The 16,766-nt window shown below is 68.5% G+C and carries 33 protein-coding genes and 1 pseudogene; 18 read left to right on the forward strand and 16 right to left on the reverse strand.

The window, feature by feature from the left end; translation table 11 throughout:
* Positions 1 to 11: 11 nt before the first annotated feature.
* From Q0672_RS00525 to Q0672_RS00535, 3 genes are read left to right on the forward strand one after another with little or no spacing between them, the layout of a single operon-like run.
* Positions 12 to 308 carry a hypothetical protein gene (locus Q0672_RS00525; RefSeq protein WP_298618686.1) on the forward strand — a complete coding sequence of 99 codons (297 nt, stop codon included), beginning with the start codon at positions 12 to 14 and terminating at the stop codon, positions 306 to 308.
* On the forward strand, positions 305 to 1,048 hold the full coding sequence (locus Q0672_RS00530; RefSeq protein ID WP_298618688.1) for a glycoside hydrolase family 19 protein: 744 nt from the start codon (positions 305 to 307) through the stop codon (positions 1,046 to 1,048). Before Q0672_RS00525 ends, Q0672_RS00530 begins: the two co-directional genes overlap by 4 nt.
* Positions 1,045 to 1,491: a hypothetical protein gene (locus Q0672_RS00535; RefSeq protein WP_298618690.1), complete on the forward strand. Its 447-nt coding sequence runs from the start codon at positions 1,045 to 1,047 to the stop codon at positions 1,489 to 1,491. The genes Q0672_RS00530 and Q0672_RS00535 overlap by 4 nt, the downstream gene beginning before the upstream one ends.
* A 323-nt stretch (positions 1,492 to 1,814) precedes the next feature.
* Here Q0672_RS00535 and Q0672_RS00540 read toward each other — a convergent pair whose 3' ends face one another.
* The 3 genes and pseudogenes from Q0672_RS00540 to Q0672_RS00545 all read right to left on the reverse strand — a co-directional run bounded on the left by Q0672_RS00540 (position 1,815) and on the right by Q0672_RS00545 (position 3,628).
* Positions 1,815 to 2,867, reverse strand: a complete 1,053-nt coding sequence (locus Q0672_RS00540; protein ID WP_298618692.1) for a site-specific integrase — start codon at positions 2,865 to 2,867, stop codon at positions 1,815 to 1,817.
* 17 nt (positions 2,868 to 2,884) lie between these two features.
* A pseudogene (locus Q0672_RS23465) lies at positions 2,885 to 3,049 on the reverse strand (helix-turn-helix domain-containing protein); the annotation flags it as partial.
* A gap of 153 nt (positions 3,050 to 3,202) precedes the next feature.
* A complete protein-coding gene (locus Q0672_RS00545) occupies positions 3,203 to 3,628 on the reverse strand; it encodes a DUF4326 domain-containing protein (protein ID WP_298618694.1) in 426 nt (141 codons plus the stop codon).
* Positions 3,629 to 3,658: 30 nt separating this feature from the next.
* Between Q0672_RS00545 and Q0672_RS00550 the strand changes: the two genes are divergently transcribed.
* Both Q0672_RS00550 and Q0672_RS00555 read left to right on the forward strand, forming a co-directional pair.
* Positions 3,659 to 3,826 (forward strand): hypothetical protein, encoded by a 168-nt coding sequence (locus tag Q0672_RS00550; RefSeq protein WP_298618696.1) that lies wholly within the window; start codon positions 3,659 to 3,661, stop codon positions 3,824 to 3,826.
* Positions 3,823 to 4,041 (forward strand): helix-turn-helix domain-containing protein, encoded by a 219-nt coding sequence (locus tag Q0672_RS00555; RefSeq protein ID WP_298618698.1) that lies wholly within the window; start codon positions 3,823 to 3,825, stop codon positions 4,039 to 4,041. The genes Q0672_RS00550 and Q0672_RS00555 overlap by 4 nt, the downstream gene beginning before the upstream one ends.
* Before the next feature lie 53 nt (positions 4,042 to 4,094).
* On the opposite strand, the gene Q0672_RS00560 is transcribed toward Q0672_RS00555, so the two are convergent.
* From Q0672_RS00560 to Q0672_RS00610, 11 genes are all read right to left on the reverse strand, one after another.
* A complete protein-coding gene (locus tag Q0672_RS00560; protein WP_298618700.1) occupies positions 4,095 to 4,331 on the reverse strand; it encodes a hypothetical protein in 237 nt (78 codons plus the stop codon).
* A complete protein-coding gene (locus Q0672_RS00565) occupies positions 4,328 to 4,612 on the reverse strand; it encodes a hypothetical protein (RefSeq protein WP_298618702.1) in 285 nt (94 codons plus the stop codon). Before Q0672_RS00565 ends, Q0672_RS00560 begins: the two co-directional genes overlap by 4 nt.
* Positions 4,612 to 4,908, reverse strand: coding sequence for a hypothetical protein (locus Q0672_RS00570; protein WP_298618704.1), 297 nt, complete (start codon positions 4,906 to 4,908; stop codon positions 4,612 to 4,614). Before Q0672_RS00570 ends, Q0672_RS00565 begins: the two co-directional genes overlap by 1 nt.
* The gene (locus Q0672_RS00575) at positions 4,902 to 5,132 is read right to left on the reverse strand and encodes a hypothetical protein (RefSeq protein ID WP_298618706.1); all 231 of its coding nucleotides are present in this window, start codon (positions 5,130 to 5,132) and stop codon (positions 4,902 to 4,904) included. Before Q0672_RS00575 ends, Q0672_RS00570 begins: the two co-directional genes overlap by 7 nt.
* A 103-nt stretch (positions 5,133 to 5,235) precedes the next feature.
* The gene (locus tag Q0672_RS00580; protein WP_298618708.1) at positions 5,236 to 5,433 is read right to left on the reverse strand and encodes a hypothetical protein; all 198 of its coding nucleotides are present in this window, start codon (positions 5,431 to 5,433) and stop codon (positions 5,236 to 5,238) included.
* A gap of 177 nt (positions 5,434 to 5,610) precedes the next feature.
* A complete protein-coding gene (locus Q0672_RS00585) occupies positions 5,611 to 5,922 on the reverse strand; it encodes a hypothetical protein (protein ID WP_298618710.1) in 312 nt (103 codons plus the stop codon).
* A complete protein-coding gene (locus Q0672_RS00590; protein WP_298618712.1) occupies positions 5,909 to 6,142 on the reverse strand; it encodes a hypothetical protein in 234 nt (77 codons plus the stop codon). Before Q0672_RS00590 ends, Q0672_RS00585 begins: the two co-directional genes overlap by 14 nt.
* Positions 6,139 to 6,372 carry a hypothetical protein gene (locus Q0672_RS00595; protein WP_298618714.1) on the reverse strand — a complete coding sequence of 78 codons (234 nt, stop codon included), beginning with the start codon at positions 6,370 to 6,372 and terminating at the stop codon, positions 6,139 to 6,141. The genes Q0672_RS00590 and Q0672_RS00595 overlap by 4 nt, the downstream gene beginning before the upstream one ends.
* Before the next feature lie 296 nt (positions 6,373 to 6,668).
* On the reverse strand, positions 6,669 to 7,007 hold the full coding sequence (locus tag Q0672_RS00600; RefSeq protein ID WP_298618716.1) for a hypothetical protein: 339 nt from the start codon (positions 7,005 to 7,007) through the stop codon (positions 6,669 to 6,671).
* The gene (locus Q0672_RS00605) at positions 6,982 to 7,425 is read right to left on the reverse strand and encodes a Panacea domain-containing protein (protein WP_298618718.1); all 444 of its coding nucleotides are present in this window, start codon (positions 7,423 to 7,425) and stop codon (positions 6,982 to 6,984) included. The genes Q0672_RS00600 and Q0672_RS00605 overlap by 26 nt, the downstream gene beginning before the upstream one ends.
* Before the next feature lie 82 nt (positions 7,426 to 7,507).
* A complete protein-coding gene (locus Q0672_RS00610) occupies positions 7,508 to 7,903 on the reverse strand; it encodes a type II toxin-antitoxin system HicB family antitoxin (protein ID WP_298618720.1) in 396 nt (131 codons plus the stop codon).
* Positions 7,904 to 8,073: 170 nt separating this feature from the next.
* On the opposite strand from Q0672_RS00610, the gene Q0672_RS00615 reads away from it, so the two are divergent.
* Positions 8,074 to 8,718 carry a hypothetical protein gene (locus Q0672_RS00615; protein ID WP_298618722.1) on the forward strand — a complete coding sequence of 215 codons (645 nt, stop codon included), beginning with the start codon at positions 8,074 to 8,076 and terminating at the stop codon, positions 8,716 to 8,718.
* On the opposite strand, the gene Q0672_RS00620 is transcribed toward Q0672_RS00615, so the two are convergent.
* Entirely contained in the window at positions 8,676 to 9,068 is a 393-nt protein-coding gene (locus Q0672_RS00620; RefSeq protein ID WP_298618724.1) for a hypothetical protein, read from the reverse strand. The genes Q0672_RS00615 and Q0672_RS00620 overlap by 43 nt on opposite strands.
* 75 nt (positions 9,069 to 9,143) lie before the next feature.
* Here Q0672_RS00620 and Q0672_RS00625 point away from each other — a divergent pair, with 75 nt between their 5' ends.
* Entirely contained in the window at positions 9,144 to 9,332 is a 189-nt protein-coding gene (locus tag Q0672_RS00625; protein ID WP_298618726.1) for a helix-turn-helix transcriptional regulator, read from the forward strand.
* Positions 9,329 to 9,559 carry a hypothetical protein gene (locus tag Q0672_RS00630; protein WP_298618728.1) on the forward strand — a complete coding sequence of 77 codons (231 nt, stop codon included), beginning with the start codon at positions 9,329 to 9,331 and terminating at the stop codon, positions 9,557 to 9,559. The genes Q0672_RS00625 and Q0672_RS00630 overlap by 4 nt, the downstream gene beginning before the upstream one ends.
* Before the next feature lie 77 nt (positions 9,560 to 9,636).
* Here the strand turns inward: Q0672_RS00630 and Q0672_RS00635 are convergent, their stop codons facing one another.
* Positions 9,637 to 9,858 carry a hypothetical protein gene (locus Q0672_RS00635; RefSeq protein WP_298618730.1) on the reverse strand — a complete coding sequence of 74 codons (222 nt, stop codon included), beginning with the start codon at positions 9,856 to 9,858 and terminating at the stop codon, positions 9,637 to 9,639.
* 458 nt (positions 9,859 to 10,316) lie between these two features.
* On the opposite strand from Q0672_RS00635, the gene Q0672_RS00640 reads away from it, so the two are divergent.
* The 10 genes from Q0672_RS00640 (at position 10,317) to Q0672_RS00685 (ending at position 16,657) form a co-directional block, all read left to right on the forward strand.
* Positions 10,317 to 11,618, forward strand: a complete 1,302-nt coding sequence (locus Q0672_RS00640; protein WP_298618731.1) for a DUF6378 domain-containing protein — start codon at positions 10,317 to 10,319, stop codon at positions 11,616 to 11,618.
* Positions 11,615 to 11,815: a hypothetical protein gene (locus tag Q0672_RS00645; protein WP_298618733.1), complete on the forward strand. Its 201-nt coding sequence runs from the start codon at positions 11,615 to 11,617 to the stop codon at positions 11,813 to 11,815. Before Q0672_RS00640 ends, Q0672_RS00645 begins: the two co-directional genes overlap by 4 nt.
* Positions 11,812 to 12,057 carry a hypothetical protein gene (locus tag Q0672_RS00650; RefSeq protein ID WP_298618735.1) on the forward strand — a complete coding sequence of 82 codons (246 nt, stop codon included), beginning with the start codon at positions 11,812 to 11,814 and terminating at the stop codon, positions 12,055 to 12,057. Before Q0672_RS00645 ends, Q0672_RS00650 begins: the two co-directional genes overlap by 4 nt.
* 3 nt (positions 12,058 to 12,060) lie before the next feature.
* Positions 12,061 to 12,585 (forward strand): DUF2312 domain-containing protein, encoded by a 525-nt coding sequence (locus Q0672_RS00655; protein WP_298618737.1) that lies wholly within the window; start codon positions 12,061 to 12,063, stop codon positions 12,583 to 12,585.
* Complete coding sequence (locus Q0672_RS00660) at positions 12,585 to 13,274, forward strand: hypothetical protein (RefSeq protein ID WP_298618739.1); 690 nt, start codon at positions 12,585 to 12,587, stop codon at positions 13,272 to 13,274. Before Q0672_RS00655 ends, Q0672_RS00660 begins: the two co-directional genes overlap by 1 nt.
* On the forward strand, positions 13,274 to 13,573 hold the full coding sequence (locus tag Q0672_RS00665) for a hypothetical protein (protein WP_298618741.1): 300 nt from the start codon (positions 13,274 to 13,276) through the stop codon (positions 13,571 to 13,573). Before Q0672_RS00660 ends, Q0672_RS00665 begins: the two co-directional genes overlap by 1 nt.
* A gap of 4 nt (positions 13,574 to 13,577) precedes the next feature.
* Positions 13,578 to 14,183, forward strand: coding sequence for a hypothetical protein (locus Q0672_RS00670; protein WP_298618743.1), 606 nt, complete (start codon positions 13,578 to 13,580; stop codon positions 14,181 to 14,183).
* 229 nt (positions 14,184 to 14,412) lie between these two features.
* A complete protein-coding gene (locus tag Q0672_RS00675) occupies positions 14,413 to 14,988 on the forward strand; it encodes a hypothetical protein (RefSeq protein ID WP_298618745.1) in 576 nt (191 codons plus the stop codon).
* The gene (locus tag Q0672_RS00680; protein WP_298618747.1) at positions 14,985 to 15,665 is read left to right on the forward strand and encodes a transcription termination/antitermination NusG family protein; all 681 of its coding nucleotides are present in this window, start codon (positions 14,985 to 14,987) and stop codon (positions 15,663 to 15,665) included. The genes Q0672_RS00675 and Q0672_RS00680 overlap by 4 nt, the downstream gene beginning before the upstream one ends.
* Before the next feature lie 245 nt (positions 15,666 to 15,910).
* A complete protein-coding gene (locus tag Q0672_RS00685) occupies positions 15,911 to 16,657 on the forward strand; it encodes an AAA family ATPase (RefSeq protein WP_298618749.1) in 747 nt (248 codons plus the stop codon).
* Positions 16,658 to 16,766 lie beyond the last annotated feature (109 nt).

The following is a 16,766-nucleotide window of genomic DNA, read 5'->3' on the forward strand; positions in this document are numbered from 1 at the left end:
GCGCGCCGAAAATGGCAGAGTTCCTGTCCATCGTAGAGCGGGTCTGGCCGTTTCTGGCGATCTTCTCCGCGGCGATCTTCGGGCACGCACGGCTGACTTCATCCATTTCAGACCTCAAGGAGGACGTTTCGGATATGAGTTCGCGCTTGCAGACCGCCGAGAAGCGCCTTTCTGAGAGCGAACTGCTGACCGCTCGCATTCTCGAGCAGGAAGCCGCGTTGCGTGAGTGGTTGGCCCGCACCGAAAAGACGATGGATGGCATTGACGAAAAGGTCGGCCGCCTGATCGAGCGGAGTACCAAATCGTGAATGATGCAGCGTTCTTCGAGGCGCTTCGTCAGAGTGCGCTCTTCGGCGGCCGGCTGTCGAGCGTCCAGGTGCGCGGTATCACTGGACTCCTGGACGGCTTTCGCACCGCCGGCGACGGGCGAGCCAAAACGTTGGCATATGGGCTCGCCACCGCGCGGCGCGAGGTCGGGGCGGCCATGGTGCCGGTCCGGGAGGGGTTCAAGGCGACCGACGCCGAAGCCCGCGCCTACGTGCGTCGGAAGGGGTATCGGTATGCCGAGCCTGTCGGGGGGCAGGTCTACTATGGGCGCGGCTATCCCCAACTGACCTGGCACGCCAACTACCGGGCGAGCTCGGCGGATGTCGGGGTCGATCTCGTCGCCAACCCGGACGCCTTGCTCGAACCGGAGATCGGCGCCCGCCTCCTGTTCCGCGGACTGCTCGACGGCCGCTGGAACGCCGCCGGCAAGGGTCTCGGTGCCTACCTGCCCGATGCCGGACCCGACGATCTCATGAATGCCCGCCGCACCGTCAACGTCCTCGATCACTGGCAGGACGTCGCGGGGTACTACCGCGTGTTCCTGGACGCGATCGCCGCCGCCGGCGGCACGGAAACCCTTCGCGACGTTCGAATGGACCTGACGGGCGCCGAGGCCGACGCGCTGAAGGCGGTGCTCGCCTGGCGCGCCAACTGCCCGCCCCCCAAGGACTTCGCCGCGCACGAGCGCGTGGCACGCTGGTACAAGGAGATGCCCGCATGAACTGGCAGGATCTGGCGAAGAAGGTCGCGCCGCTCGCCCCGGCGATCGGCACCGCGCTCGCGGGGCCCGCCGGCGCGGTCGCTGGGGGGCTCGTAGCGTCGAGGCTCGGGGTGGCCCCCACGCCGACGGCGATCGCCAACGCCATCGCCGGCGATCCCGCCGCCGAGGAGAAGCTGGCCGCCGCCGAGCTCGAGCTCGCGCGCCTGATCACGGCCGACGTCCAGGACGCCCGGGCCGCGCACCGCGAACATTGGATGCCCGCCGCTCTGACAATCCTGCTGACGCTCATGATGGGCGCGTTCGTCGGGGCGCTGCTCTTCGTTGCGATCCCTGATGGTAACCTGCGCGTCGTCGACACAGCGTTCGGGGCGATGCTGGGAGCTTTCACGACGGCGATTGCGTTCTGGCTGGGATCGAGCCGAAGCTCGGTCCTCAAGTCCTGAGCGCTCGGCATCGGATCTTCCCTCTCGCCCCCGCGCCACGATACGCCGCGCGCCGTCTGACAGGGGTCGCTGCAGGCCAAGGCGCCGAGAGCCATGTCTCCCACTCTTCCGCCGCCGGTCAGGATCACCGGCGAGTCTGGCCAGATTCTGGCTGGATTGGTGCGGTCACGTTCGGCCCCCTGCGGCTTGTTGCGGGATCGAGTTCCGTTAACCGTTTGGGATGACGCTGATATTTCAAGGATTTGTTGGAGCGGGTGAAGGGAATCGAACCCTCGTATTCAGCTTGGAAGGCTGAGCGTCGATACTGACTTTATTGACATATTTCAGGCTTTTCCTTGTCGTCTGGCCAGATTCTGGCTGGATTCTTCCATAGCCTCACGCAGATCATCAATCTCTAGGTGGGCGTATCGGCCGGTGGTGGCAATCGACGCATGCGCGGCCAGCTTCTGAGCGGCGCGAATCCCGTGCGTCCTGGTCAGCCGGGAAAGCGCCGTGTGGCGCAGATCGTGGCGGCGGAAGTCCTCGATCTTGGCGGTGTCTACCGCCGCGCGCCAATAGCGCATCCAGCCTGCGACGGTGAAGGGCTTCATTTCTGGCCCCCGCGCACCCTGCTTCATCCAGACGAATACCCTCGGCCCGATTCGCCACTGGTTTCCCAGCAACTCGGCGAGGCTGGTGATCATGGGGATCACGTGATCCCCTGCCCCGCCCTTCATGTGGCGAAATGTGATGGTTCGGGCATCGAAATCACAGTCCCGCCATTCCAGCGCGCAGGCGGAACCGACACGGCATCCCGACAGCAGTAGGAACCGCACCAGCGCCAGCACATCCACGCGGAGCGCCGCGACGAGCCGGTTTTCCTCGGCGGCGGACAATTGCCGGACGCGCCCCGCCGGCTCGGTCAGATGGAGTAGGCGCCAGTCGATCCGCGGCGCCGTCAGATCGAGTTTCCCGGCGACATAGCGCATGGCCCGCTTCAGTAAGCCAAGCTCGCGATTAACGGTCCCGGAGGAAACCTTTGCGCGTCGGCGCGCCACGTATCCGGTGAGCGTGTCCGTGGTTAGCGCGGCCGAGCTCGAATTCGGGTCAAGGTGCGCGAGCAGGTTCTTGGCTTGGCTTTTCGTGGTGCGCCAGCTCGGTTGGTGGCGCGCTACCGCGTCGCAGTAGGTTCCGAGCGTTTGGTCGATGGTTGGCCACGGCCGGCGCGCAGGTGCCTCAAGGCCGGCCTTGTAGGCCGCCACTGCCTCAGCTTCTATTCGGTCGGCTTCCCGTTTCGAGCGCGTGCCAGTGCTTCCCCGAACCCGATGACGGTAGCCGTCGATGACGAAGGTCCGGTTATACTGCCAGTACGGGCTGGCCGGGGTCTTGAAGGGCATTGGCTCTCAACGAACTCGCGCAAATCATCTTCGCGGAACCGAACAAGCCGCTTGCCGAGACGCACCGATCGCAGCAAGCCCTGCGCGTGCCATGATTGCAGCGAGCGCACTGAGACCTTCAGCAGATCGGCGGCCTCAACGTAGGTCAGCAGGATCGGCGCCGAAGCGCGAGGTTGCTTCACCAGCGTCTCCGGTCAAGCGCCCTGTCTGGCAGTTGGTTAACGCCCATCACTCCAACGCCCTCGCATTATCGGCCCTCGCGTCCGCCTGTGCCAAGGCCCTGACCAGCTCGAGGAGGAGCGGGTCCAGCGGATCGGCGGGGCGCGGCCAGTACATCATGCGTTCGCGATCTCGAGCAGAACGTCGGCGTGGCAGGGGTGTCCCGCGCGGCACCAGCAGCCGAGGTTCCTGCCGCGCAGACCCTCGATGTGGTCGAGCACGTGGCGTCGCGCGGCGCGCTGGACGCCGAAGTCGGGCGCGGCCGTGAGTTCGAAATAGCCGGCGAGCATCAGGCGGTACATCTCGACGGCGCGGGCGGCGTCGCGCCGGGGTCCGACGACGAACGGGTTGCCCCAGGGCGTCGGCCGCGCCACCACCACCGTGTCCGGCGGCAGGCGCCAGCCTTTGGCGCGGCTGAGCTGGATGCGCGCCGGGGTCATCGCGGCGCCTCGCCCGCGGGCTCGATCCGTCCCGGCCGCGCGCCGCTTTTCCGCTTGACGAATAGCGCCATTGGCGCTACATCTGTCCTTGTCGAAGGGCAATGAAGCCCGCCGGACCAAGGAGAAATCGACATGACCGCCGCCGAACAGACCCTCGCCGACGACAAGATGCGCGCCGAGATCGCGAAGCTTCTCGCCGAGACGAAACAGATCAGCCTCAACACCTTCCTCTCCCCGTTCCTCGCGGCCGCCGGCGTGATGGGCGCCACGGCGGCGCTGGTGAAACTCCTCCTCGGATGAGCCCCGAGGAATTCAAGGAGGCCCGGCGCGCGCTGGGCCTCACCCAGTCGGAACTCGGCGCGGTGCTCGACACGGCGCCGCAGACGATCCGCAAGTGGGAAATGTCGGACGTCCGATCCACGGCGCGCGGCGTCAATCCGGTCGCGGCGCGGGCGATGCGCTGGTTCCTTGGCGGGTTCCGCCCGCCGGAATGGCCCCGCCGGCCCGTTGGCTGACGCCGAGGGCGAGACGCGGTCGCGCCGCCGATAGGTCGGGCCAGCGGATTTCATCAGATCAGCCCCTTCTCGATCAGCAGCCACTCCGGCGCGGTAATCTCGACCGGGTCGCCGCGCGCGGGGGTGGCGCCGGCGAACAGCGCGCGGGTGAGGGGCGTGACGGTGACCTGCGACAGCGGCAGCCAGATGTCCGGCGCGCCTTCGTCCTCGGTTGCGCGGACGCAGACCGCCGCCGCCGTCTCGGTCTGGTAGACCGCGGCGACCGTGAAGAAGGGGGCGCGGCCGCTCATCGCGGCGCCGGACCGGACGGGCCGGGCGCGCGGTCCGCGAGCGACCCGGCCGCGAGATTCTCGGCAGAAACGGCGGCTTCGCGCAGGATGCCGGCGAGCGCGTCAATCTCGGCTTGGGACAGGTTGGTAAGGCAATCGAGACCGTCCGCGTCGGCCCGATCAACAAGCAGGACCCAGACCTTTCGCGGGAAGAGTGCGCGCAGCGCGGCCGTCGCCACGTTCAGCCGCGGATCGGCCTCCGCCATCGGCCCCGAGCGGTCTTCCTCTGAGAGTGCCTGCATCAGAACCCCTCGGAGAATGGCCAGCGGCCGGTGAAAAGGAGCCAGTCGTAGATGAGCGAGCTGGCGAGGATGCCGAGGCCGACGCCCAGGGCGAGGCGTGTGATCCGGCCGAGCTCGGCCAGGACGGTGCGCGCCAGTCCCGGAAGCGACCGGCGCCGGCGCTCGGCGCGCCAGTCGATCAGGCGCAAGCCGTGGTTCACCATCGGGTCGGGCCAGTCGGGATCCTCGAATTCCGCCGGGTCGAATTTCCATCCCGCCGCGCATCTGGCCCATGACCCGGGAATCATCGTCACCACGGCAGCAGCCAGAGCACGGTGCCGAGCACCAGGGCGGCACTGACGGCGAGGGCGGCGAGAACGACCAGGCCGGCGACCCGTATAGCGCGGGACGCCTCCTCACGGGCGTCTAGCGAGATGATCCGGATGCGGATCATCTCGGGACCCGTTTCGAACTCGGGCGGTTCGGCATCCGGCCGCACGAAGCCGTCCGGGGGTGGCGGGAAGTGGATGATCTTGCTCACGGCATTTCCTGTTCGAGGGAGGGGAGCGAGGCCGCGACGCGGGCCCCATCGAGGGCGGCGCCGGCGAGCCAGATGGCCGCCAGCGCCGCGAGAACCGCGCGGATCACGCGGAAGCGGAACGCTTGGCGCGTTCCCGCGCGGCCGCGTTCAACGCGGCGCGGAACAGGTCTTCTTCGATCTCGAAGACGCGGTTGCGCGCGGCGAGAGCGGCGGCCTCGGTTCTGGCGAGCTCGGCGCGCAGGCGCCCGCCGGTCCGCGCCAGTGTCTGATATTCAAGGTTGGCGCGCTGCAGCGGGGTCATTACCCGTACCCGTGCCCGTACCCGTACCCGGACCCGTACCCGTGCCCGTACCCGGACCCGTACCCGGACCCGTGCCCGTCCCCGTCCCCGGACCCGGACCCGGACCCGTCCCCGTGCCCGGACCCGTCCCCGTACCCGTCCCCGTGCCCGGACCCGTCCCCGTGCCCGTACCCGGCCTTACTTTGCTCGGTAGACATCGGCGGTCTCGATGCTGTCGCGCGCCGTGGTGGTGGCGGGAATGATCTCGATCGCGCCGAGCAGATCGATCCGCTCGAGCGCCGCGCAGATCTTCGACTTCGCGGCGTTGATGCCGCCGACGGCGACGTCGCTGAGGCTGATGCCCTTGTCGGCCGTGACCCAGTACCAGAGCCGGCGGGCGCCGAGCAGGGTCACGGCGCCGTCGTCGCGGCCGCCGAGGATGCCGGCGTGGACGCCGGCGCTGATGGTGCGGACAATCACATATTGTCCGGTCAGGTCAGGCATGGTCATGGCCAGGAATTCTCCTCTGGCTGGTTGAAAAAGGCAGGTGGGCACCCGCCGCGCGGTGGTTGGCGGCGGCGTCGGCGAGCTGGGCCCGGGCGGCGCGCAGGTGGTCCTCGGCGGCGGCCAGGGCGAAGCGGGCGTCGGTGACGACGCGTTGTGCCTCGGCACAGGCGGACTGGGCGCGGGTCAGCTCGACCCTGGCGATGGCGCGGATCGGGCGGTTCACGGGGCGGGCTCCGCCAGACGGTCGATGTGTTCCACGGTCAGCTCGACGGTGGGTTCCGCGTCGGCGGCGGCCTTGTCGAACTTGACCTGCTGGAGGACCCAGCGCTCGACGGCGGGCGAGCAGGCGCCGCCGGCGGCGTCGATCAGGTCGGCGACGACGTCGCTGACCGCGATGTCGAGCGTCCGCGCCTCGTGCGTCGAGCGCAGGAGCCTGATCCGAAATCCGGCCATGGCCGGATCAGCCGCGCGCCGCGCGGGCGCGCAGGATCGACGCGGCGAGGATGAGGAAGATATGGACGCGGCGGATGGTGGTCATGCGGTGCTCCCATGTGGTTGGAAGCAATATGTGCATAACGCACAGCGCGAGGCAAGCATTCACTGTGCGTTATGCACGACTAATTTGACCAGCAGGACGTGACTCGCTAGAATCACGCCAGCGCCACCCCGGCGCGGAACGCAGAAGCCCGGCGCGAGGCCGGGCTTCAGGAGGCTGAAAATGTCAGAGGATCAGGCGGCGCGGTTCGGGGCTAGTCGCTTTTGGGTTTGGGAAGATAGCCGGCCAAGCGATCGATCAGCGGCATGACCACGTTCACCTTGAGCTTGTCGCCCAGGACGACGAGGCCGATGAGCTGGATCACCCCGATCACGATCGCGCCGGCCCAGTTGTCCATCTGGATGAATGCCAAGACGTCGAAGAGCACCACGCAGGCGAGAATCCAGAGGAATCGCTCTTCCGTGAGGCGCTCCTGGAGCTCCTGCGCCTTGGCCTCCAGCGCGGCGATCGTCTCGTCTTTCGGCCCGGGCGCGTCGCCCGCGCCGAGGATCGTCTTTTCATTTTGCTCAGGCGATGGTGCGTCGCTCTTCATATTCCTGCGCGATCAAGTGGTTCGGGATCGTGATTCCCGTCGTATTCGGCTGGTAGACCTTCGACCAGGCGCCTTGCGGCCAATGTGTGATCGCCACGAGCGTTCCCGCCGTCATCCCCCTCGTGAGATCAACGGTTCGCCGCAACGTGTCGAGCTCGGGCCCGGGCGGCACGGACGGGACCCAGTTGAACACGTTGCGAATCGGACCGCTGCCAAATCCCTTCACTTGCCGGTAGACTTGAGGCACGACCGGACCGTAGTCCCACGCCTGAAATGACTCCGCGACCAGCGGCGCCTGGGCCTCGCCCAACCGGAACATGTGGGCGATGTAGAGCAGCTTCTGCAATTCGAGGTTGGAAACTGTCCAGTCCTTGAGTTCGCAGACCGAACGGGCCGCCGACAGAGCTGGTACCACCATTTGAACACCCTCTCTTCGCTGACGTCGGCAATATATAACATTCCGGATCGGCACTAACGAGACGATAAGGCCAAAAAAAGCCTCAGCGATGCGCGCCGCGGATTTCGTTGGCGGTGGCGAGCGCGATGAAGGCCGAGCGGGTGAGGCGCATGTCCTTCGCGGCCTGGTCGATGGCGTCGAGCGTGCCGGTGTCGAGGCTGATGTTCACGCGGCGCTGGGTGGTGGTGCGGCGCACGTAGGGCACGGCGAGCAGGAAGGCGCCGTCGCGCAGGTCGGCGGCGACCGCCTCGCGGATCGCGGCGAGGTCGCGCGGCTCGACCGGGTCGGCATCCTCGAACCAGAGGGCCAGCGCCTCGGCCGCGTTGGCGAGCAGATCGCCGAAGTCGTCCGCCGCCGAGTGGCAGCCCGGAAGATCGGGAAAGGACACGCCCCAGGCGCTGTCCGGATCCTTGTGCACCAGGGCGAGGTAGGTCTTCATCGTTCGATCTCTTGCTGTCCCGTTGCGTGTGTAATTATTTACACAAAGTCGGAATGCCGGCCAAGAGAATCGCGCAAATATGTGCGCAATAGCTTCGCGCGGCCGCGCCTTGCACGCCGCGTCCGTCCGTGATTCGCTGGCGGCCTGTCCATGACGAAGGATGACATCCGATGATCCGCGACGACCTTCTGAACCTGCCTCTTGAAATTCAGGTCGCGCTGGGCGGCGGCTATCTGGCCTATGTGCTGGCGTATTCCGGGCTGCGGCGCGGGCACGGCGCGACGGACACGGCGATGATCTCGCTCGCCTTCGGGTTGATCGGCGTGCTGGTCTTCCGGTCGATGCCCGGCGGCGACTGGGCGCGTGTGGCGGGCGGCCTGCTGGCCATGCTGGTGGCGGCGGCGGTCTGGCGGGCGCGGGTGCGCGCGCTGATCGCGCGCGCGACAGCCGGGTTCGGCGTGCACGCGGACGACGGGCTGATCAGCGGCTGGGACAGCCTGATCCAGGAGCCCGGTCTTCAGGTGACGCAGGCACGCGTCGTGCTGACCGACGGGACCGACCTGTTCTGCGCCGACACGGGAAAGTACAGCGACGGTCCGCATCGCGGCCTCGTGCTCGGCGGCGACGGATCCGTGACAATGGTTGTGGAGACCGAGGAACGCGCCGGCGGGGAAGAAACCCCGCGAGGCGACATCCGCACCGACTGGGGCACACGCGTTACCTACGTCCCGGCGGACAGGATCCAGCGCGTCGAACTGCGCTGCCATGGCCATCATCCAACGGCTTCGGGCTCAGGATCTGATTGCTTTGCTTGATGTTGCGATAGAGCTTCGGCGGCGAGCCGGGCTGTCTTTGCTGCTTGAAGAAGCCCATCACGAAGGTCGTCAAAAGAATCGAGCAGACGATACGTCTCAGACAGATACGCAATAGCTTGAGCGTCCTCGCCCGGCCCCGGTCCGTCGCCGGACAGAAGCCATCCCGCACTGACTTTGTAGGCCGCAGCGTACTTTTTGGCCGCGCGCACTAGACCGCGCGTTCCATTCTCGTGCTGCGCATAGGTGTCTGGCGACCAACCGAACCGCTCGACGGCTGCGGCTTGACTATCGAAGCCTGCGTGCCGGCGGGCAATCTCAAGTCTCTTTGCTGGTTCAGGGCGTGTGTCCATGGCGTGCATTATGCACATAATAACTGTGCGTTTCGACTTGACGGAGCACCGTGCGTTATGCACAGTTAAAGGATCATGAACCGGATCAAATCCCTTCGAGACGCGCGCGGCTGGAGCCAGGCACAGATGGCGGAGCATCTCGGCCTTGACCGGTCGAGCGTGTCACGACTGGAGCGCGATGCGCAGCCGATGAAAAAGGCGACGCTGCTGTTGCTGGAACAACTGGAAGCCCCGCAACCCCCCGCCGATCAGGCCGCGTCATGACCTGGTTTCAGGACTTCGCGGTGATGGCCTCGTCGCTGATCTCGCTGGTCACGACGGCGATGGCCTTCCGGTTCACGCGCTCGATGCTGGAGAGGGAGAAGCGGACCGACAAGTGGTGGGCGGAAGTGGCCCTGGCCGAGCGGGGGAGCCGCCTCGAGGCGGCTGAGGAAGCATTGCGGGCCGTCAGGAAGGCGGCGGGCAGCGACACGAAGAGCTCGTCCCGATGAGTGCTCCCGGGACCATGGCCGGACCCGCGATCACCGCCGGCGGGTGGCGGCGGCGCCGGAGCGCCGCGCCGATGCCCTCAGACCTGGGCGGCGGCGAGCGCCCGGGCCTCCGGATGCCGTTCGCCGCGGAACACCTCGCCGAGGCGGTGGGTATTCGTGCCGAGACGCGCCGCGATGATATGGTACTTCTCGCCATCGCGTCGCATGATGCAGGCCGCGACCGCCTCCTCGAGCGTGAGGGCGGCGCGCATGTAGAGAATGGGGTTCAACGGAACCCCGTAGACGGCTTCAGCGTCCATTCTGGTCTTCTCCAAAAGTCGAGCCGGATGCTGAAATTCGGGGGGGTGCTTGCAGGCGCTCCCCCGAGCACCCGCGATCATGGTGCGGGGATGCCGGACACCGCGCAAGCGGAACAAAGCGGGGTAAGCCCTACATCCGCCGCGCCGAAACTTCGTCGCCCACCATATCTTGACTTCATGGGTTTCCGCGCGATCGGACGCGCGGTGCCACGATTCCCGCGCGCCAAGTATCTGTTCCCCCGGTTCCCGTTCGCGCGCGGTGCCTGCCAGGAGCCGGGATCGCGGCCCTCACGGTCGTTTCCTCCCAGAGACTTGGCGCGGGCTTCGGCCCGCGCCCTTTTGCGCCGGTCTCCGGTGGCGGCCTCGTGCGCCGCCCACCACCCCCCCACCTCGCTCACAGGTGCCCGGGGCCGCCTCCCGAGATCGGAAACCGTCCAGCAGCCATGGAGGATCCTGACATGAACCGCGCGGAAATCCTGGCGGCGGCGGCCGACTGCGTAACCCGCGACCGGGCGGCGACGCACGGCCAGGCGGAGGACAATCTCGGCCGGATCGCCGCGCTCTGGTCGGTCGATCTCGGGGTTCCGATCGGCGCCGCCGACGTCGCGCGGCTGATGGTGCTGATGAAGGTGGCGCGGGCGCGGGGCAATCCCGGGCATCTCGACAGTTGGGTCGATATCGCGGGATACGCGGCGATCGGCGGCGAGGTGGCCGCGCCGGCGGCGCGGCGGGAGCGCGCGCCAACCACGAACCCGGGACGCGTGCCCGACGGGTTCGAGATCACGCCGGCCGGCACGATCCGGTCGACGGTGGCCGTGCGCGCGGATTTTTACGACCAACCGGTCGGGCCGAAAAATCCGCACGGGCCGGTCGAGGCGCCGCTGCCAGGCGCGAGCCCGGACACCGATCCGGCGCCGATCGCGCCGGTCGAGGTTCCGGCGATTCCGGATGACTTCACCCCGCCGGCGGCGCCGGTGGGTCCTGTCGAGGACGCGGACGGTCAGCAACCCCAATCCGAGCCGCGTCCATCAACCCCGGCAGGGTCCACCAGCGCCGCCGGCCAGCGCAAATGGTCCAGGAGGCGCGCCTCGGCCGACGCGGATGAAACGGACTGGCCCGCGCTGATCGCGCGCGTGACCCAGGGGGAGAGCGCGCGCGAGGTCGCGCAGGAAACGGGATGCAATTTCAACCGGCTGATCGGCAAGATGGGCGCGCTGGCGCGAGCGGAACAAAAATCGCACTCCGATCCGGTCGCCCCCGCGCCGGTTGTGCCGGTGGAGCAGCCGAGCGTGACCGCGCCGGCGGTCGGACATTCGGCGATGGGACCTCTGAAAGGTGAGGCGCCCGTGACCGGCGCGGCGCCGCCAGACCAGCCGCGCGGCGCCGCCAGACCGCTTGCCGACTTGTCGGCGCTCGATCCGAAGCGCGGCTGGACGCTCGACGATCGGCGGCGCGCGCTGGAGATGCGGGGCGGCGGGGCGTATCCCTCGGCGATCGCCGAAGTGCTCGGCCGAGACCTGAGGCAGGTCCAGAATTTCTTGAATAATGTCCGCCTCGGCCGCTCGTCCGTGATGGCGGGATCCCCGCGAACGAACCAGCTCGTGCCGGTCAAGGCGCGGCCGGAGAACCTGATCCCGACCGTGAACGGGCATCGGGCGATCAAACCGATCATTCGTGACCAATGGGACCGCGATCGCGAGGACGCGGGCATCGCCGGCTTTGTTCGCCGCGAACTCTATGACGCCGAGCATGGTCAATGACGACGATCGTCCCCAAGCCGACGCACGCCCTCTCGCAGGACATCATCAGGATGATCCACGAAGGCTTTGGCATGGATGACATCAAGGTCATGACCGGTGCGTCGTGGCTGACGCTCGATCGCTCCCTGGCGCTCCTCGGCAAGGCTCGGCCGCGCCTCGCCGCCTATCACCAGATGGTCCGGCGGAGGATCAAATGAGCCAGTCGGTCCTGAAACGAGTGGGCGAGGATTGCCCGTTCCGGGCGGACCGGGCGCCGCTGTCGGCGCTGAGCCCGGGCGAGCTGGCCGATTATCGGTTCGCGCGGAAATCCGGCTTGTCGCGCGACGAAGCCCTGTCGGCGGCGGGGCGGCGCGACCTCACAGGCCAGATCGCCGCCAATCGGCGCCGCGCCGCCGCCGCGCGGGCGACCAGGGCGGCGGCGCGAGAGGAGCGTGTCTGAAGCATGGCCAAGAAGAAGCGGGTCAATCAGCTGATCGCCGGCGAGCTGCGCGGGTTCATCGAGCGCTACGAGCGGCTGTCGGCCGAGATGGCGGATATCGCGGACCAGCGCAAGGAGGTGATGGCCGAGGCGAAGGGCCGCGGCTACGACACCAAGGTGCTGCGCCTGCTGATCCGCGAGCGGGGGCGCGATCCGGACGAACTGGCCGAGGAACGGGCGATCGCCGCGCTCTACCGCGACGCGATCGGCATGGAAGGCACGCCGCTCGACGACTGGGCCGCCGGCTCGGCGCCGGAGGTGGTCGCGGCCGAGCAGGCCCAGCGGGCAAGCGCCGCCCGGGTAGAAGAAATCGTCGAGGCGGCCGCGCGCTGCTGGCGCAAGGGAAAGCCCGCCGTTGAGGGCACTCCGGCAGCGAAAAACCGCGATGATGTGCGCGAAGCCCCGCCCGAGATCCGGCTGACGCTCAAGCCTCGGACCTACAGGGCAGCCCGGCCGGATGACGAGCCGCCACCGCCGGAGGCCGCGTGATGGGGCAGAACATGTCTCCGGCGGTGATGGCGCGGCGGGTCGAGCCGCATGACAGCCTCGACTATTTCCCGACGCCGCCCTGGGCGACGCGGGCGCTCTGCGAGTGGCTGGTCGCCAACGAACTGATCGAGCCGGGCCTCGGCACCGTCTGGGAGCCGGCCTGCGGCGAGGGGCACATGGCGCGGCCGCTCGGCGAGTATTTCGGCGAGGTCTGGGCGAGCGACGTGCACGACCACGGCATCGGCATGCCCGTGGCCGATTTCCTGATCGCCAATACCGGGCCGTGCGATCCGCGCCGGCCGGACTGGGTGATCACCAATCCGCCCTTCAACCTCGGCGAGGCCTTCGTCCAGCGCGCGGCGCGGGTGGCGCTGGAAGGCTGCGCCATGTTCGTGCGGACCGCGTTCCTGGAAAGCGTCGGGCGGTATCAGGCGCTGTTCCAGGCGCGGCCGCCGAGCGCGATCCTGCAGTTCGCCGAGCGCGTGGTGCTGGCCAAAGGTGTCTGCCGCGATCCGGCGGTCGCCTATCTCGACGAGATCACCGGGCGGATGAAAAAGCCGAGCACGGCCACCGCCTATTGCTGGATCGTCTGGCTGTTCCCGTCGCCCGGGCAATGCGCCTTTGGCTGGATCGGGCCGCGACGGGCGCGGCTTACGCGAGCCGGCGACTATGACCGGGTGCGGTCGTGATGCTGGCGACGGAGACGGTCGATTCGATGCCGGGCGCCGAGCAGTCGCTTTGGGCCGAGGTGCTGCGCCAGCAACTGCGCGACCTCGGCGACGCCAACCAGCATTGCCGTATGGCGGCCGAGGTCTGGGTCGGCGGGCGGCCCAGCCGGAATTTCGAGATGGTTTGCGCGCTGGCCGGCATAGAGGCGAGCGCGGCGCACCGGTTCATGCGCGCCGTCGCCGAGGAGCCGGTGGAGGTCCGGCGCAAGCTTCTGTTCGACGATCAACGAAAGCGGCGCGGGGTGCGCGCGGATGGCTGAGGTCTTGAGCATTGTACCCGGCACGGACGCGTTGCCAGTCTACCCGCTGCCGGCCGGCGCGGCGCTGTCGAGCCTCGACTATTTCCCGTTCTATCACAGTCGGTTCTTCGGGTCGCACATGTACGCGGCCGCCACGAACGAGGAGATCGGGGCGGCGCTGGCGCTCTGGGCCTATGCCCTGGGCACACAAAGCCCCGGAGGGACGCTGCCACTGCTGGAGACGGACCTCGCCCACGCGGCGCGCTGCTGGCGCGACATGGGCGCCTGGGAGAGGGTGCGTGGGGCGGCGCTGCGCGGCTGGAGCCGCTATCGCGTCGAGACGGAGAAGGGTGAGCCCGCAGGCGAGCGCCTGGGGCATCCGGTGGTCACCGAGATCGCGGTCGAGATGTGGCGCATCAAGGACCAGGCGCGGCGCGGGCGCGAGGTTGATCTCGCCCGCAAGCAGCTGGGGCGGCTCCGGGCGATGCTGCGCGAGCTCGGGTTTGAGCGGCAGGCCAAAGACGACGCGGTGGTCTACGCCGTGCGGGCGCGCCTGCAGGAGCGTGGCCTGCCCCAGAGCAAGCCGGACGTGCGTGAGGCGATACTTGCATTGCGTCCAGCAAATGACTGATTTACGACGCAAATCAGGTGTCCGCCTACTGTCCCGCGGGACAGTCCGGGACAGTCCCGGGACAGTGACCGGACAGTCCCGGGACAGTCGTTTTCCCGCGCGCGCCCTCATTTTGCCCCGCAGGTGTCACGGTCCTAATTAAAACTAAACGGATACCCCTAAATCCCCATGACAGTGCCCCCCTGTGAATAACGGGGATATGTGGATAAGTGCTGAGAAAGGAATAACGTTGACTGCACGGTCGGAAAGCGCGGTTCGGCGGATCGTCATCGATCCCCTGCTCGGCATGGGTCTTCGAAAGCCGAAGTCGCGTAGCGTCGTTGATCAGGCCGAGTTCCTGGCACGGCTGGAACGCCGTCTCGGCTATCTCGAGGAGGCGCAGCTCGGCGCGCTGGCCGAGGTCATCCAGCGCGCCGCCGGAGGCGATGCGCGCAACGTCTGGCCGGACGAGGTCTCGATCCTCAACTGGGCCTCGGCGATGGAGCCGCCGCCGGACGGCGACAGTCGCCTCGTCACGAGCTATCTCGCCAGCGCCGCTGGGCGGCGTGCCTGGGAGGAGGCGCCAGAGGTCGCCGTGGCGCTTCGCGCGCATCTGCGGCGGGTCGGGCGGCCGCCGATCGGGGATTACGACTGGGAAAAGATTCGCGGGAAGGCGGTCGGGTGGCATCGCGAGCTGGCACGCATCGCTCGCCTGGAGGAGGAGGGCGGTCTGCTCGAGGAGCATCGCGCGTTTCGAACCGGCATCCTCGCGGCGATCGATCTCGTCCGCGGGCTCGTGTTCGCCAAGGCGGAGGACGCGCATTGATCGCCGTCGCCCTGGCCGAGCCCGTGGTCGCCGAGCTCCCTGCGCCGGCGGAGTGGTTTATGCTGCGTGTCGATCCGCGCCGGCCGTCCCTCGGGGCTTGCCATGCGCGGCCGCTGCGGGCTGTGCCGCGCGCGGATGTCACGCGGGCGCCCGTGGGTGGCATTCCGGCGATTGCGAGCACGCCGACGCGGGCCGAGTTCGTGGTCGAGGCCGCGCTGCGCCGCCGAGGGCTCGACGCCTGGGTGCCCGTCGAGAGCCGGTTCCACCGCCACAACCGTTACCACCGGGGCGCGAAGAAGCTGGTCGTGGTGCCAATCCTGACGGGCTACGTGCTGGCGCGCGTGCGGCGCGCGCTGGACTGGCTCGCGGTGCTCGACTGCCCGATGGTGCGCGGCGTGATGGGGTTCGGTGGGGTGCCGGCCCGGTTGCCCGCCGCCGCGATAGGGCGCCTGCGCGAGATCGAGGATTTGAGCCAGGCGCGGGCCTATCACCGGCTGATGCCGACGCGCCGCGCATACGAGGTGGGCGAGCTGGTCGAGGTCCTGGACGGGCCGATGGAGGGCTTTCACGTCGAGGTTCTCGCCATCACCAGCCAGGCGGCGCGAGTGCTCTTCCACCTCTTCGGTCGCGAGACCGAGGCGATCTTAGGGCTAGACAAGATCGGATCGCTGGAATAAATGCGATTCGCAGGAGCCTGATGGATCCGTCTTCAGCCCGGGGGCAAGTGCCCTCGCGATTGCCGAGAAGCGCATCAGCCCGGCCCGCGAGAACATCAGCGGGCGCGACAGCGAAGCTATGGCCGAACGATCCGAGGCGCGGGAGACCGCGCCTTTTGCGTTCTTAGGGCATGGCTCGATTGTCATCCTTGCCGCCCATGCTGGCGTCCGCGCCGCCCAGGATGCGGCCGCCTCCGAAGGTGGTGGTGCCGTTCTATCAGTCGCCCGAGTGGCGCGGCTTGGTGACCCGGATCAAGCGGGAACGGGGCGCGCGCTGCCAGCGCTGCGGCTCGGGCCATCGGGTGATCGCCGACCACGTGATCGAGCTCCGGGACGGCGGCGCGCCGCTCGACGCGAGCAACATCGAGCTGCTGTGCCAGGCCTGCCACAACGCGAAGACCGCCGATGCGCGGGCGGCGCGGGCGGGTCTCGGCGGGCGGACCGGGGGAGGGGCGGACGGGCCGATGGCGCATCCGTCCTGGTTCCGGCCGGCGCGGGTGCCGCTGACCGTGGTCTGCGGGCCTCCGGGCGCCGGCAAGTCGACCTGGACGCGGCGCCACGCGGGACCGGCCGATCTCGTGATCTGCATGGACACGCTGGCGCGCGCGCATCTCGGGGCGGACCGGCGGGTGGCCCTGTCAGGCGGACAGGTGGGCGACGTGCTGCGCCTGCGCAACGAGCTGCTGGGCGACCTGATGCGGCCCGCCGCCCGCCGCCGCTGGCCCCGTGCCTGGCTGATCGCCTCGGAGCCCGAGGCACGGTGGCGCGCCTGGTGGCGCGACGTGGTGGGGGCCGAGCGCGTGGTGGTGCTGGCGACGCCGGCCGAGGAGTGCAAGCGCCGGGTGGCGGCGGACGCGGCCGCCGGTGACGCGCGCTCGGACGCGGCGCCGGCGCTGATCGACCGCTGGTGGTCGAGCTACGCGCCGGGCCCGGGCGACACGCTCGTCGCCTGACCCCATGCGGCCGGGGCCAGGCGGGGGGCGCACCAAAAGTCTGAAATCGTGGCTGCCGACGTCACAGATCGGAAGAGCACACGTCTGAACTCCAGTCACCTTGTACTAT

Origin of the sequence: uncultured Zoogloea sp., from assembly GCF_937894855.1 — a bacterium.
In the GTDB taxonomy this organism is placed as follows: Bacteria; Pseudomonadota; Gammaproteobacteria; order Burkholderiales; family Rhodocyclaceae; genus Zoogloea; species Zoogloea oryzae.